At 38.5% G+C, this 15396-nt stretch carries 13 protein-coding genes and 3 pseudogenes; 11 read left to right on the top strand and 5 right to left on the bottom strand.

Annotation, left to right across the window (positions count from 1 at the left end; genetic code table 11):
* Nucleotides 1-298 precede the first annotated feature (298 nt).
* The 9 genes and pseudogenes from RM529_RS12855 to RM529_RS12895 all read left to right on the top strand — a co-directional run bounded on the left by RM529_RS12855 (nucleotide 299) and on the right by RM529_RS12895 (nucleotide 10014).
* On the top strand, nucleotides 299-1549 hold the full coding sequence (locus tag RM529_RS12855) for a BT3233 family polysaccharide utilization protein (RefSeq protein ID WP_311485184.1): 1251 nt from the start codon (nucleotides 299-301) through the stop codon (nucleotides 1547-1549).
* Between the two features lie 378 nt (nucleotides 1550-1927).
* Nucleotides 1928-2335, top strand: coding sequence for a TRAP transporter small permease (locus RM529_RS12860; RefSeq protein ID WP_311485185.1), 408 nt, complete (start codon nucleotides 1928-1930; stop codon nucleotides 2333-2335).
* Between the two features lie 71 nt (nucleotides 2336-2406).
* A pseudogene (locus RM529_RS12865) lies at nucleotides 2407-2610 on the top strand (TRAP transporter large permease subunit); the annotation flags it as partial.
* A 10-nt stretch (nucleotides 2611-2620) separates the two neighbouring features.
* Nucleotides 2621-2827 (top strand): Txe/YoeB family addiction module toxin, encoded by a 207-nt coding sequence (locus tag RM529_RS12870; protein ID WP_311485186.1) that lies wholly within the window; start codon nucleotides 2621-2623, stop codon nucleotides 2825-2827.
* 215 nt (nucleotides 2828-3042) lie between these two features.
* Nucleotides 3043-4620 (top strand): NADP-dependent glyceraldehyde-3-phosphate dehydrogenase, encoded by a 1578-nt coding sequence (locus tag RM529_RS12875; protein WP_311485187.1) that lies wholly within the window; start codon nucleotides 3043-3045, stop codon nucleotides 4618-4620.
* Between the two features lie 927 nt (nucleotides 4621-5547).
* Complete coding sequence (locus RM529_RS12880; RefSeq protein ID WP_311485188.1) at nucleotides 5548-6579, top strand: helix-turn-helix domain-containing protein; 1032 nt, start codon at nucleotides 5548-5550, stop codon at nucleotides 6577-6579.
* 140 nt (nucleotides 6580-6719) lie between these two features.
* The gene (locus tag RM529_RS12885) at nucleotides 6720-7502 is read left to right on the top strand and encodes a sterol desaturase family protein (RefSeq protein ID WP_311485189.1); all 783 of its coding nucleotides are present in this window, start codon (nucleotides 6720-6722) and stop codon (nucleotides 7500-7502) included.
* A 204-nt stretch (nucleotides 7503-7706) separates the two neighbouring features.
* Entirely contained in the window at nucleotides 7707-8933 is a 1227-nt protein-coding gene (locus tag RM529_RS12890; protein ID WP_311485190.1) for a cytochrome P450, read from the top strand.
* 211 nt (nucleotides 8934-9144) lie between these two features.
* Nucleotides 9145-10014, top strand: coding sequence for a manganese catalase family protein (locus RM529_RS12895; protein ID WP_311485191.1), 870 nt, complete (start codon nucleotides 9145-9147; stop codon nucleotides 10012-10014).
* A gap of 77 nt (nucleotides 10015-10091) precedes the next feature.
* Here the strand turns inward: RM529_RS12895 and RM529_RS18145 are convergent.
* The 5 genes and pseudogenes from RM529_RS18145 to rlmH form a co-directional block, all read right to left on the bottom strand.
* A pseudogene (locus RM529_RS18145) lies at nucleotides 10092-10320 on the bottom strand (IS256 family transposase); the annotation flags it as partial.
* Nucleotides 10321-10419: 99 nt separating this feature from the next.
* Nucleotides 10420-11175, bottom strand: coding sequence for a carboxypeptidase-like regulatory domain-containing protein (locus tag RM529_RS12900; protein ID WP_311485192.1), 756 nt, complete (start codon nucleotides 11173-11175; stop codon nucleotides 10420-10422).
* A 68-nt stretch (nucleotides 11176-11243) separates the two neighbouring features.
* Nucleotides 11244-13031, bottom strand: coding sequence for a DEAD/DEAH box helicase (locus RM529_RS12905; RefSeq protein ID WP_311485193.1), 1788 nt, complete (start codon nucleotides 13029-13031; stop codon nucleotides 11244-11246).
* A gap of 67 nt (nucleotides 13032-13098) precedes the next feature.
* The gene (locus RM529_RS12910; protein WP_311485194.1) at nucleotides 13099-13671 is read right to left on the bottom strand and encodes a non-canonical purine NTP diphosphatase; all 573 of its coding nucleotides are present in this window, start codon (nucleotides 13669-13671) and stop codon (nucleotides 13099-13101) included.
* 4 nt (nucleotides 13672-13675) lie between these two features.
* Entirely contained in the window at nucleotides 13676-14149 is a 474-nt protein-coding gene (rlmH, locus tag RM529_RS12915; protein ID WP_311485195.1) for a 23S rRNA (pseudouridine(1915)-N(3))-methyltransferase RlmH, read from the bottom strand.
* Nucleotides 14150-14200: 51 nt separating this feature from the next.
* Between rlmH and nadC the strand changes: the two genes are divergently transcribed.
* Both nadC and RM529_RS12925 read left to right on the top strand, forming a co-directional pair.
* Nucleotides 14201-15058, top strand: a complete 858-nt coding sequence (gene nadC / locus RM529_RS12920; RefSeq protein WP_311485196.1) for a carboxylating nicotinate-nucleotide diphosphorylase — start codon at nucleotides 14201-14203, stop codon at nucleotides 15056-15058.
* Between the two features lie 3 nt (nucleotides 15059-15061).
* Nucleotides 15062-15396, top strand: a pseudogene (locus RM529_RS12925) (YhjD/YihY/BrkB family envelope integrity protein); the annotation flags it as partial.

Consider the following 15396-nt stretch of genomic DNA (forward strand, 5'->3'; position numbering starts at 1 on the left):
TAGTTTTGTTTTCCTAAATAAGAATGTCTTCTTCTAGTAAACCCATTCCACTTTTGCTTTTTGTTTAAATCCTAAGGTGTAATGTTTCGGTTTTCATTTCATCTAGCTAAAGATAATAACCAACAACTTTTAAGTCAATTTATAATCCAGGTTAATGTAAAAATTCCAAAAGTGGAAAATACCATTTTGCGGTGGAAGGAAACGAGTAGACAGTAAATATTAAATATGATCAATATTAATTACAATAAGTCTTAAATGAGAGTTTTCACCTTTCAATTAGGCCAAAAACAGTTTATATATGAAAATATTGACAGGATTTCGTTATTTAGGACTCGTTTTTTCATTTTTACTCTTCACTAATTGCAAAAAAGCCGATTCTTCTGAAAAGGTGCTCACTTTTGAGGTGAAAAATGAGCTGAATTTTTTCCGAAATGAAATAGTTGCCATTAATATCGAAGATCTTCAGGGAATGTTGGAAGACGTACCGAAAGAAAACATTCGTGTTGTAAAGGAATCCGATGGGGAGGTTATTCGAAATCAGTGGATAGATAATGATCAGGATGGAGAATTAGATGAGATGCTGTTTTTGGCAAATATCGATGCTAACTCCACTTTAAAATACCTGATAGTAAATGAAAGTACACTAAATGTTCCTGAAAACAATGCTATTGCTTTTTCCCGCTTTGTTCCTGAACGGCTCGATGATTATGCGTGGGAAAACGATAAAGTGGCATTTCGCACTTATGGTCCTTCAGGCCAGCGGGAGGCAATGGAGGGGGTGCCGGGAAGTACTATGTCCAGCGGGATTGACATTTGGCTTAAGAGGACAGAAAAACCCGTTATTAATAAATGGTATGAACATAACCTGAAAAGTCCCGGATATTATCATGAGGATCATGGAGAGGGTTATGATCCTTATCATGTAGGACAAAGTCGCGGCACCGGGGGAATAGGAGTTTGGGAGAATGATAGCCTTCTGGTTTCCCAAAATTTCACAAATCACAGGACCATTGCCAAAGGCCCTCTGCGTACGGTTTTTGAACTGGATTACGGCCCTTGGAGCAAATATGAAATTAGTGAAACCAAGCGGATTTCCCTGGATCTTGGCTCCAATTTCTCCAAATTTCAAATAAGCTTTAAAACAGATAAAGAAGTGCCAAATTATGCTGTGGGAATTACACTGCACCAAAATGCAGGGGAAACTAAAATTGGAGGTGATGGGCAGTGGGTACGGCATTGGGAAAAGATAGATGATGCTTATGTGGGACAGGGAATAGTAATTAATCCGGAAAATTTGGATTCTGCATTTGTAAAGATTTCCGACGCGCCAGATCAAAGCCATTTACTGGTCCTGGCCAGTGCAGCAGATACGCTGGAATATTATGCAGGTTTCGCCTGGGAAAAAAGCGGGAATATTTCTTCTGCTGAAGAATGGGATAGGCAATTGCAAAGACAGGTGGAGATAAACAGGAATCCTTTAGTGGTAACTTTAGGTGAAGTGGAGTTGGTTTCAAATTCAAATTCAAATTCAAATTCAAATGTCGAATAAAGAAGCAGGCAGCCGAAAAAAAAGCCACTATTTCAGCAGATTTTACTAAGATAGAAGTAACGTTTTCAGAAGAAAATTTCAGCATTAGGAGTCGGTGCGGTCAATTACAATATTTTGGAAATGTGCAGGTAATTCCTTAATATGAAAAAGTAGCCTTCAGGATTTTTCATGATCTGTAATATTCTGTCTTAAGGAGGTTTATCGATTTTTTTAACAACTTAAACTAACCAAAAAACTAATAAATTATGACAAACTCAGAATTCAGATACGCACATCATCCGGAAGATGTAAAACGATATACAACAAATGAGCTTCGCCAACATTTTTTAATTCCGGAACTATTTAAGAAAAACGAGATTAACCTTACTTACTCTATGTATGATCGTTTTATTGCGGGAGGTGCTTTCCCGCTACCTCCTAAATTCAGCAAGTTCTTTTACAGAAGAGTTATCCCGGTTTCTGTTTATTTGGATTGGTATTTTAGGGGCAGCATACGCTGCGGGGCAGCAAACACATCTGGCGATTGATATTTTACCGCCAAAATTAAATCCGGTCAACAGGGTGAGGTTACGCATAGGAATTAACGTTTTAATTATCCTGTTCAGTTTAACAGTATTAGTAATAGGCGGGGGGAATCTGGTTTATGTCAACTACCTGCTCGGCCAGTATTCAGCAGCTCTAAATTTGCCTCTTTCTTTTGTGTACCTCGTGGTGCCTATAAGCGGTATTTTGGTTATTTACTACAAAGTGAATGAAATAATTTATTCGAAAAAATATTTGGTATGATGTCAGAGGTTTTAATTCTTGTTCTATCCTTTGTTGTCCTTTTGGCAATAGGGGTCCCGGTGGCCTAGTCTATTGGTATTTCATGTATCCTTACAATCCTGGTATCTATAGATTCTTTAGCTGCTTTTACTACTGTGGCCCAGCGAATGGCTACCGGCCTGGATAGTTTTTCTCTTCTGGCCATTCCGCTCTTTATCCTTGCGGGGCAAATTATGAACCAGGGAGGAATAGCCAACCGGCTTATCGATTTTGCCAAAGCGCTCATGGGCGCACTATAATACCGCAGTGAAAATAAAAGAACTGATAAAGTCTATTAAAGAAAATCCCTTTAAAGGTTTGGGAAAACCTGAACTACTAAAGCACGGATTAAAAGGATTTTGGTCAAGAAGAATAACAGGAGAACATAGGCTGGTTTTTAAAGTGTCTGGAAAAAAGCGATTTGACCAAAGATGTACTATAATTCAATGTAGATTTCATTACGATGATAAATAAAAAAGCCGGTTGCCAATATATTTCTACAATTGCTTTTCATCAGCTAAAGCAAAATAAGATCAGCTATACTTCCCGAAAGTTGTAATTATTAAGACAATTTAAATAGAGATGTTTGATTTGGAATATTTTTTTTGCCGAATGCGCAATATACTTTCTCTTGCACGGGTATTATTAACAGAAATTATATAATTTTATTTCAAACCAATCATCGAATTATGAGTAATTCAAATTATTCTCAAATCAGCGAGCTTTTACATCAGGAAACCTATTTGGGGAATGGGGAGCTTAAGCCATGGAACGGCAAAAAAGATGAAGTATACTCTACTATCTCTTCAACATCAGAATATAGCAAGACTTTGCTGGGAACAGTACCGCACATGGACGAAGCCACGGCTTTAGAAGTACTGGAACATGCCTGTAAAGCTTTTGACAAAGGGAAAGGCACCTGGCCAACTTCCAAAGTAGCTTTCAGGATTAAGTGTATGGAAAAGTTTGTTGAGCAGATGAAGACCCAACGCGAGAAGGTAGTAAAATTGCTGATGTGGGAGATTGGGAAATCTTTGCCAGATTCAGAAAAAGAATTTGACCGTACCGTAGAATATATTTACGATACGATAGAAGACTATAAGCAACTGGACCGTGATAGTGCCAAATTTTCGAAGCGTGATAATGTAAATGCGCATATAAGACGTGGCCCATTAGGAGTTGTTTTGTGCCTTGGGCCATACAATTATCCTTTAAACGAAACCTTTGCCTTATTAATTCCTGCATTAATTATGGGCAACACGGTTATTTTTAAACCTGCAAAACATGGGGTTCTTCTTTTATCTCCGTTACTGGAAGCTTTTAGAAGCAGCTTTCCCGCTGGAGTGGTGAATATTATCTACGGAAGGGGAAGGGAAGTGGCCGCCCCAATAATGAAATCGGGTAGAATAGACGTGCTGGCCTTAATTGGAAACAGCAAATCTGCTATAGCCTTGCAGGACCAGCATCCTTACAAGAACAGGTTGCGGCTCGTTCTTGGCCTTGAAGCTAAAAACCCTGCTATTATTCTTCCAGATGCAGACCTGGATTTGGCAATTTCAGAATGTATTTCCGGGACTTTGTCTTTTAATGGTCAACGCTGTACGGCCCTGAAAATTATTCATGTTCACGAAGATATCCGCGAAGAATTTAACAAGCGTTTTGCTAAAAGGGTAGATGAGCTAAAATTCGGAAACCCATGGGAAGAAAAAGTGCAGTTAACTCCGCTGCCGGAGCCAGATAAACCTCAGTATATTCAGGAGTTAATTACCGATGCGAAAGAAAAAGGCGCTGAAATATTGAATGCTAAAGGAGGACAAATTTCCGAAAATTATATTTTTCCGGCGGTGCTTTATCCCGTGACGCAGGATATGCGCGTATACCAGGAAGAACAATTTGGGCCTGTAATCCCCATAAAACCATTCAATTCTATTGAAGAGTTACTTGATGAGATTGCCGACTCAAATTACGGCCAGCAGGTAAGCCTCTTCGGGAAAGATATTGAGCAAATTGCACCGCTAATCGATACTTTGGTAAATCTTGTATGCAGGGTAAACCTAAATAGCTCCTGCCAGAGAGGGCCAGATGTTTTTCCGTTTACGGGAAGAAAAGATTCGGCTGTTGGTACGCTAAGCGTTCACGATGCTTTAAGGTCGTTCTCCATAAGGACCTTTGTGGCTTCTAAGGACAATCCTTACAACAACAATATCCTGCAGGAGTTACTTGCGAGTAAAGAATCGAATTTTGTTAACACAGATTATATTTTATAGATTCAGGATTTTTTAGTGGTTGTTTTGCTGAAGAATATATTCTGAAATTGCATATTACCGGAAACTGAGGGGCGATAATTGCCGTTTTCAGCTTCCGGTTTTTTTATTCTGAATTTACCTGAAGTAGTGTTTGAATTTTCTTACTTCAGTTTAAAAAATGGAAAGGAATTCTTCAGTTTAACCAGAAATTATCCAGTTTTTTCTGAAAAACTTGTTCTGAAGATGTTCAATTAACAAATCGTAGCGACATAATTGCCATTTTCAGCTTCCGGTTTTTTTCCGAAGAATCTTGAAGAAGTATTTCTCAAATTGTGGGTGAGATCTCTTATTGATAAAGGCAAAATCTAAAGTGTAGACTTAAATTTGGCAAATATCGACCCTAGGTGCTGTAACAACGGAAGATTAGGTTATTTGCTATTCTGAGGAATAATATTCACTTCAGCAAAGAACTGAATTAACTTTTCACGCTGTCCCCATTATTTCTGAAGGAAAAAAAGTCACGTTTGGAGAAAATATTAAGGTTTCGTAAGGAAAAGCGAGTAGTTTTTTCTGGTCTTCTATCTCTTTTGATATTCTTCATTCTTCTAACAAGAGAATAGGCCACGACCAAAACGAAAAGAATTTCAAGAGCACCTAAGAGATAAATATATGTCATTCAAAAAGCATTATAGTTTGGCTTTGTGCCAAGATTACTACTGTAGCAAAATTGATGCATTTTACCCGTTCGGTTTACCGTTTTACGACCTATTTGTGTAATTAATAACACAATTTTAGCTTTTATTAATCCTAATTTTTCTTATTCTGTATCTGAAAATTTGGAATTCTTCAGCGAAAGAAAAAGCGTGGCTTAAAAGGTCTATTTACAGGTAGATTACGATAGGTCATTCTGTCCCAATTTAATAGATTAATAAATTTTAAAAAGATACTATGGGAATTTCGGTAAAGGCTTTGCCGGTAGACGATATAATTAAGGACATTGCGAGGCAATGGGAAGTAGCAGTCCATGATGAGAGTGGGGAGCTTACTGTGGAATTACCTGAGGAGCTGGGAGAGGGGTTTATAAGAGGGGCGACCTTTGATACCGGCCTTGGGGTTATTGAATATGATTGCGAGTTCCTTCGTGATTATGAGATTTCATTTACAATTAATGAAACACATCCTCTTAAATTCATCTTTTGTTCTGAAGGAACGGCAGAACATGGTTTTATAGAAGATGATGACGTGCATACCATCAAAACTTACCAAAATGTGATTGTCTCCAGTAGCGGCATGAATGGTCATCGTCTCAAATTTAAAGCCAATACAAGTGTGCATGTTACCAGTATTGAAATTATTAGGGAAATTTTCAGTCGGCGTAATAATCATCATTTTAACGGTCTTCCCCCAGAATTAAAGCAATTATTTGAAGATTCTGTGGCCGAAAAAAAATTTTTCTATCATGGAAATTACAGTATAAAATCAGCAGATATTGTAGAGGAAATAAACAATAAAGTAGTGGAAGGTTTTTTACGTTCAATTTATCTTGAAGCAAAACTTTTTGAGATGCTTACACTGCAAATCCAGCAGTATAAAGATGACAATCAGGAAGTAGACCTGCCGCAGATTCTTAGACGATCTGATATTGAAAAGGTGGAAAAGGCAGCCCGCCTAATAAGTGATAACCTGAGTGAAAATTATTCTGTAGAACATTTGGCTAAGGAAGTGGGGACAAACGTAAATAAACTTCAGGCGGGATTTAAACATTTATATGGGCTTACGGTAAACAAATATGTGCAACAGGTAAAACTTGATGCTTCCAAAGAGATGCTGGGCAATTCAGAACACAATATTTCAGAAATTGTTAATCTGATTGGTCTTAATAACCGGAGCTATTTTTCTAAAATATTTAAAGAAAAATACGGAGTGAGCCCTAAGTATTTTCTCTCATCAAAGAAAGACAATGATCAGGAAGATAAATAAATCGAATTTCATCCTTTATTCAGTTATCCCGACTGGGCATATCCCTTTTTCGATAAAAAAATGTTATAATTCTTATCAACAAATATTTACCTGAATTTTTCTATTAACTTGGGTACTTTAGAGCTAAAGTTATATCGTAAATGATCGACATAAATCAGCCATCCGGATTTCTTTTATGTATTTTAATTCTTTTTTGTGCCGTACTTTTCAGGTATTTTCTGGCCGCAGGAATTTTCTATTACTATTATTATGTGTGGAAATCTTCCAAATATAAGCGAAGAGTTTTAAGCCGAAGGAAACTGAGAAAAGGTCAGCTAAAAAAGGAAATTGGCTGGAGCATTTTATCCTCGGCGATATTTGCCATTTTCGGGGCATGGACCTACTGGCTTTGGCAAAATGGCTTTACGGCAATTTATCTGGATATAGCTGAATTTGGTTACTGGTATCTTCCGGTCAGCCTTCTGGCAATCCTTTTTATTCATGAAACGTATTATTACTGGGTGCACCGGTGGATGCATCACCCCAAAATCTTTAAAAAGGTGCATAAAGTGCATCATGACAGCCTTACGCCCACGCCATGGACTGCTTTTTCGTTCCATCCATGGGAAACTTTGCTGGAGGCATTAATTTTGCCGCTTATTCTCCTTATTATTCCTGTTCATCTTTTTGTCCTAGGAACTTATTTGTTGTTAATGACGGTGAGCAGCGTGATTAATCACCTGGATATTGAAATTTATCCTGAATCTTTTCAGAATAGTAAATTTGGGAAACTTTTTATTGGCGCCACCCACCATCATTATCATCATGAAGAATTTCAGACAAATTACGGACTCTATTTTACATTTTGGGATAAGTTGATGAACACCGAAAGTTTCAAAATGAACCTTTCTGAAGGTAAGCAGGGAAATGCTGAGAGTAACTAATGAAACTTCAGTTTATAGCAGTAAAGTTGATGTGCGATTTCAGAAAACTCTGAACAATTTGGTTCTCATCTTTTTTTCCAGAACATATCATTTTTAAAAAGGTTAAATCTGTCTTAAGTCCGCAAAGACTTTCCATGTTAGCTAGTTTTTTAGGTAACTTAAATAGATAGAAAATTCTGTTTCAGAGTTTTAAAAATCGTCCTTATGGAAAGTACCTTCGGAATTGTGTTTAAAGGATATCCTTACTTTAAAGAAAAGTTTGAAAAAGAGAATAAAGACATCATCAAGACGCGTCTTCTCTTCAAAAAGACATTGGTGTTAAGAGGCGTGGAAGCTGCAGAAATTTTTTACGATCAAAGTAAATTTCAGAGAAAGGGTGCTACACCAAAGCGATTTCAGAAGACGCTTTTTGGAGAGGGCGGCGTACAGGGTACAGATGGGGAAGCCCATCGCAAGAGAAAACATATGTTTATGCAGTTTATGGGGAAAGAAGCCGTAGATCGTATAAAAGAAAATTTTCTTCAACTATGGCAAAACCAGCTTCCAGAATGGATGGATGCAGAAGAACTTGTTCTTTTTGACCAAGTGGAGAAAATATTATGTATGGCAGCCTGTAATTGGGCCGGAGTTCCGTTAAAGGAAGGAGAGGAAAAACTACGTTCAAAACAACTTTCAAGAATAATACGATCTGCCGGGGCAGTTGGAGTGGATCACTACCGAGGCCGCATAGCGAGAAAAAAAGCTGAAAAATGGATAATAGGATTTGTAAAGGAAATTAGGAGTAAAAAGCAAGTACCAGGAGAAAATTCTTCCATATTGGAAACCTTCAGTTTATTTCGCGATGAAAAAGGAAAACTTCTGCCGGAAAAAATAGTTGCGGTAGAGGTTTTAAACATCCTAAGACCCATTGTAGCTATTGCCCGTTATATCACATTTTCTGCTTTGGCTTTACATGAGCATCCACAGTACAAAAAACGGCTGAAGGCTGACGAAGGATTGGATTTATTGTTTGTGCACGAGGTAAGGCGGTATTATCCATTTTTTCCGTTTGTGGCTGCCCAGGTTAAAGAAGATTTCGAATGGAAGGACGAGAAGTTTCCGAAGGGAACGAGGGTCCTGCTGGATATTTATGCCACCAACCACGATAAAAGAACATGGGTAAATCCTGCTGCTTTTTACGCTGAAAGATTTAAAGATTGGGAAGGTAGTGCATATAACTTTATTCCCCAGGGAGGTGGAGACCATCACCAAAACCATAGGTGTGCAGGGGAGTGGATCACTATCCAAATTACTTGTGCAGCGGTGAATTTTCTGGTAAAGGAAATCGATTATGATGTTCCGGAACAGGATCTGAAAATCAGTATGAATCGTATTCCCGCCACTCCCAAAAGTCGTTTTAAAATTTTTAATGTCCGGAGGAGTAAAAGATAGCTGTCTTGGTTATTTCCAAGAATTCTTCACCTTTTGTTAGCCTATTTAAGAATAATTTTTTTGCAAATAATCCCTCCCTCGGTATAACGACAGGATTTCTATGCTACAGTTTATCGATACTGTAACATATGTTTAGTATGTGCTTAACGACCTGCAGTAAGCATTTTCTTTAACTTCAAATAATTATTAACCCTTCTAAATTTATTTAATTATGTTTTATCACGACGGAAAATTACAGTATGACGTAAAAGTTGACAAGCCGAACCCACAATTTGCAAAGATGTTACAGCAGGCGATTGGCGGGATTGAGGGCGAAATGAAGGTATGCCTGCAGTACCTTTTCCAGGCCTGGGGAGCAAGGGGACCAGAAAAGTACAGGGATATGCTCATGGAAACAGGAACAGAGGAAATGGCGCATATTGAACTTTTGGCCACCGCAGTGGCGCTAAACCTTGAAGGAGCAACCAACGATGTAAAAGATGAAGCTGCCAAAGATCCTTTCATGGAGCAAATAATGGGTGGTGCAAGTGCCAGGCATATACTTTCCAGCGGAATGGCTGCAATGGCTGTAGATAGCAACGGAGTGCCTTTTAGCGGTTCCTGGGTGGTTGGAACAGGAAACCTGGCGGCTGATATGTATGCCAATGTTATGGCAGAATCGGCAGGAAGAGTCCTCGCTACAAGATTATGGAAATCTACCGATGATAAGGGAATGAAAGATATGCTCTCTTTCCTAATTGCCAGGGACACGATGCACCAGAATCAATGGTTGGCAGTGCTGGAAGAATTAGGAGGAGTAGAGGGTAATCATCCAATCCCTAACAGCTTCCCACAGGAAGAAGAAAATCAGAATTTCAATTACAATTTTATTTCCACCCATATAAGTGGTGATTCTAAAGCCCACGGAAGATGGAGCGAAGGAAAATCTATAGACGGAAAAGGAAACTTCACTTTTGAAAAAGGAGTACCGCAGGGAAGAAAACCAGATTTAGGTAAGGCGCATCCTGCAGGCTTTGCACAGAAGGAACAGATGAAAAACGACTCTTTTATAAAGTCTGCATTTAAAAAAGTGAAAGAGTAATTATCTGACACTATTTCGAGAAGTGTTTCAAGTTTGAATAAAGGGGTTGGATTTTTTAAAGTCTGACCCTTTTTTGCTAGGAACTGGTTTAAAACAATCCCTAATGCCTAACGGGGATCGACATTTAGTGGCTTCCCTTAAAGTCAAATTTACAGATTTCACTACTGCTAAGATTCTCAATAAGGTACCTGGTATAAATAATTTTCTTATTTCCAGAGGAAACTCAAAGATTACGGTAAGATTTTCCCAGTATTTCTTCCAGCTCTTAATGGCATAAGAATAGTTACTTTCCCATTGCCGTGCAAAACCAGCTGCTCTTATATACCTTTAAACTGCATTAAAAATTCATCGCTGAATAAATCTTCTTCTATCTTTTTATTTATACAGTATGAAATAGTCCAATTTTCATCTTTTTTGAAGTACTTTAAATTCTTCGTAACACCCGCTTATTGCATCCAGAATTTGTAGATCATTGGCCGTTTTCATAAAGTCTTCAGAATAGTTGCACCTTAACAGGATCTCATTGATCTCTGCTTTTTCTACCTGAAGAAGGGCGGTAAGTGTTTCCCTGTCATATTTATTTTGAAGAAGCTGTCTTATTTCCTCTTCTTCCTTCATCTTTCTCAGTTTGCGCATCTGCTTTGGGCGCTGGCCAAAAATATTGTGAAGAACATCGGCAGGATTAAAAATAGATCCCAATACCCTTGAAACGGCGTTGGGGGAATTGTCACCGCCTTCATATCCAGTATTTAGTCCGGAAATACTATACCTGTAATTTTCGTAAATAGGAATATTTTTGGCATCAATTTCTAAATAGCCTGTGAGTGTAACCGGACTAAGAACTACTTCTTCCAAAGCAATTCCCAGTTCGGTCATTTTCACTTTTACATTACCATATTTAAGCCAGTCATTTGTGACCCTAACCTTTATTGATCTAAATCCAAGATAAGAAAAGTAAAGCGTATCATTAACTGTCGCCTGTAGTTCAAATTCACCTTCCTCATTTGTTATGGTTCCTTTCACCTGATTAAGATTGACAATATGAACCCTTTCTATAGGTCTGTCGTCAGCGGCATTCATAACCACACCATTCACCATATCCTGCGAAAAACCGCAATAACTTATAAAGAACAGGATTAAAAGTAGGAAATTCCTTTTCATAACGATCGTGGCCTAAAATATAAAATACCTATAAAAAACAATGCCAGAATTTCTTTTTTTCTCTGAAATTAGTTTTTAGAACGTCTTCTTTTTATGGAGCTCTCGATGTTTTTATTTCGGCTACCGGCTTTTTTCCCCCTGCTTCTCCCTTTAGAATTGGAGTCTCCACCAGATCTTCTACGTGAACCTCCGTCAGAATTTGATTTAAAGGAACGCTTCTTTTTATCAGAAAAATTTCTTTTCCCACCACCGCGGTTTCCTTTTCCGGAGTCTGTGGTTACTTCTACATTTACATGTCTCCCGTCGCGTTTAAATTCACTGAATGTCTCCAGTACTTTATTTGTATGGGCTGCATCGGTATTAAAAAAGGAAAAACTGTCTTTAACATCCACTTTATAAACATCGTCCCTGCCAAGATCTAAAGTTTCTTTCAGGAAGTCCTTGAGACTCATCCAGTCAAAGTCATCTTTAGCACCAACGTTTATAAAATAGCGTGTGGAATTGGTATCTGAAGAAGCTACGCTTCCGGAATTTTTTGAACTAAGGTCGGGAGCATTTTTATAGTAGTTAAAGAACCTCGTAAATTCCACTGAAAATACTTTCTTGATAAGCTCTTCTTTGGAGAAATCCTGAAGAACCTCAGTAATGCTAGGCAGGTAAGGCTCAATCTCCGGATTTATTTTTGTGCCTTTTATATCATTTGCGAGATGAAAAAGCTGAACACGGCATATTTCCATTCCGTCAGGAATATCTTTTTGCTCAAAAGATTGACCAATGATCCGCTCAATACTTTTTATTTTTCTAAGCTCACTTTTGGAAATGATTACCATAGAAACTCCACTTTTCCCGGCTCTACCGGTTCTACCGCTTCTATGCGTGTAAGTTTCTATTTCGTCCGGTAGCTGATAGTTTATTACGTGGGTAATGTCATCAACATCAATTCCTCTTGCGGCAACATCTGTAGCGACAAGCATCTGGATTTGTCTGCTTCTAAAGCTTTTCATTACCAGGTCTCTCTGGTTTTGGCTCAAGTCGCCATGTAATGCAGCAGCACTGTATCCATCTTCAATTAGTCTCTCAGCTACTTTTTGTGTATCCCTTTTGGTACGGCAAAAAATAACTGAAAATATATCTGGATTGGCATCTGCCAAACGCTTTAAGGCTGCATACCTGTCGCGAGAATTTACCAGGTAATATTCGTGGGAAACATTGGTGGCTCCCATGTTCTTTGTCCCTACTGTAATCTCTACAGGGGAACGCATAAATTTTTTGGCAATTGTGGCCACCTCTTTAGGCATTGTTGCCGAAAATAACCAGGTGTTCTTTTCCTTTGGGGTATGGGATAGAATTGCCGTAATATCTTCAAAGAATCCCATGTTCAACATTTCGTCAGCCTCGTCAAGAACACAATATTCTATTCTGGAAATGTCAACGAGCTTTCTGTTGATCATGTCCTGCATCCTTCCTGGTGTGGCAACGATAATTTGAGCTCCACGTTCTATCTGTCTTGCCTGATCTGTAATACTGGCGCCACCGTATATGGCTACCGCGTTTAAAGATTTTTCGTATTTGGAGTAGTTTTTTATTTCATTGGTGATCTGCAGGCATAGCTCACGTGTAGGTGAAAGGATTAATGCCTGTGTGTGTCTGGCGTCTGCGTTGATCTTCTGAATTAGCGGAAAACCAAAGGCCGCTGTTTTTCCCGTTCCTGTTTGAGCCAGGGCGACCATGTCTGTATCGTCCTGCAGTAAAATTGGTATTGCTTTTTCTTGTACTTCACTAGGGCTTTCAAAGCCCATATCTTCAACAGCTTTTAAAATAGAGGAATTTAAACCTAATTGTTCGAATTTATTCATGTATATTTTTAAAATAAGTTGCAAAGGTACGTAATAGTTTGCAGCTTTGAGCATTATATATTTTTGCTTATTCTTTCAGAAAAGAAATTAGCTTACCAAATGCTTTTCCGCGGTGGCTCATTGCGGCTTTTTTGTTCATTTCCATCTCAGCAAAGCTAAGTGCTTCACCTTCAGGTTTAAAAACAGGGTCGTAGCCAAAACCGTGTTTTCCTCTTTTCTCTTCCAGTATACTCCCTTTGCAAATTCCGGTAAAGGTCTTTTTTTCCTCTCCGAGGCAGAGAGCGATCACAGTCTTAAAATGTGCTTTTCTGTTGTTCTCTTTTTCCAAGTTTTGCAATAATTTTTGAATATTAGCCTCATCATCTTTTTCTTCGCCGGCATACCTTGCAGAATAAACACCGGGTTCCCCCGACAGAGCTTCTACTTCAAGGCCGGTGTCATCTGCGAAACAATTGTAGCCATAGGTCTTCTTTACGTATTCTGCTTTAAGCAATGCGTTACCTTCTATGGTATCTGCAGTTTCAGCGATATCTTCCGTACAATTAATGTCACCCAGGGAAAGAAGGGAAATATGATGTGGTAGTAAGGCTTTTATTTCCTTTAATTTATTCAGGTTATGCGTGGCAAAAACTAGTTTCATATAATTATTTGTGGTGATAAGGTTCATTTTTAAGAATGGTGAAAGCCCGATAGACCTGTTCGGTAAAAAAGAGCCGTACCATTTGGTGTGAAAACGTCATTTTAGATAATGATATTTTCGAATTTGCTCTTTGGTAAACTGCTTCAGAAAAACCGTAAGGGCCGCCTACTACAAAAATGAGCTGTTTGAGTCCGCTGTTTAATCGCTTCTGAATATATTCGGAAAAGCCTTCTGAAGAAAATTGTTTTCCGTTCTCGTCGAGAAGCACTAGAAAATCAGCATTTTGAACTTTTGAAAGAATTAGTTCACCTTCCTTTATTTTCTGCTGATTTTCATCCAGGTTCTTTACCTTTTTGAGGTCGGGGATGATTTCTATTTCAAATTTGGTATAAAACTGAAGGCGCTTCAGGTAAACATCAATTAGCTGCTGAAGCTGCTTGCTGTCTGTCTTTCCTATGCAAAGTAATTTTATTGTCATCCTGTAGATTTAGCGCAGACTTTGCTACATTTACAAAAATAAGTATTGAAAATGATCTCAGCCACACAATTTGAAAAAGAAATTGAACTAATAATTTCCAATGCGATAAGAGAAGATGTTGGAGACGGGGATCATAGCTCCCTTGCCTGTATTCCCGAAGACGCAACCGGAAAGGCAAAATTGCTGGTGAAGGAGGAAGGGGTAATTGCCGGAGTGGAATTTGCCCGCCGGGTTTTTCATGCTGTGGACCCTGAACTTACTCTTGATGTCGAGATTCAGGATGGGGAAAAAGTCAAGAAAGGCGATATTGTTTTGTATGTTGCAGGCAGTTCCAGGTCTATCTTAAAGGCAGAGCGTCTGGTTCTTAATTCTATGCAGCGTATGAGTGCTATCGCGACGAAAACTGCAAAATTTGTGGATATACTTAAAGGCACCAAAACACAAATTCTGGATACCCGTAAAACCACACCGGGAATAAGAGCGCTGGAAAAATGGGCTGTAAAAATCGGAGGTGGTGAAAACCACCGCTTTGCCCTTTATGATATGATAATGCTTAAAGATAATCATATAGATTTTGCAGGAGGAATTACAAAAGCGATTGAAAAGACCCAGCGGTATCTAAAGGAGAAGAACCTTGATCTCAAAATAATTGTGGAAGCCCGTAATTTGCAAGAGATCAAAGAAATTCTTGAATCTGAAGGCGTTTACAGGATTTTGATAGATAATTTTAACTATGACGATACCAGGAAAGCCGTTAAACTTATCAATGGTACATGCCTTACAGAATCCAGTGGAGGAATAACCCTGGAAACAGCTCCTAAGTATGCCGATTGTGGCGTAGATTACATTTCCAGTGGGTCCCTTACTCATTCTGTCCATAATATGGATCTGAGCTTAAAAGCTGTATAAAGCATGCCTGTAAAAAAAGCGTTTAATTCTAAACTGGAAGACTTTTCCAATTGGTGGGAGAGTAAAACAAGAAATGTAAAAATTCCCGGTTCAGAAGGTTTAACGCTTTACGATTTGTGGATACTATTCTGGGGAGGAATAGTTAAAGGAACTTTTTCTACAAGGGCAAGCGCCATTGCCTTTAGTTTTTTTATGGCACTTTTTCCTTTTCTTCTTTTTATCCTCAACCTGGTACCTTACATCCAGTTTATTGATGATTTTCAATTACAGTTCCTAACTTTTATGCTCGATTTACTTCCTCCAAATACGGTGGAATACTTCGATAAGATTCTTTACGA

It is taken from the genome of Autumnicola edwardsiae, assembly GCF_031846505.1.
Lineage (GTDB): Bacteria > Bacteroidota > Bacteroidia > Flavobacteriales > Flavobacteriaceae > Autumnicola > Autumnicola edwardsiae.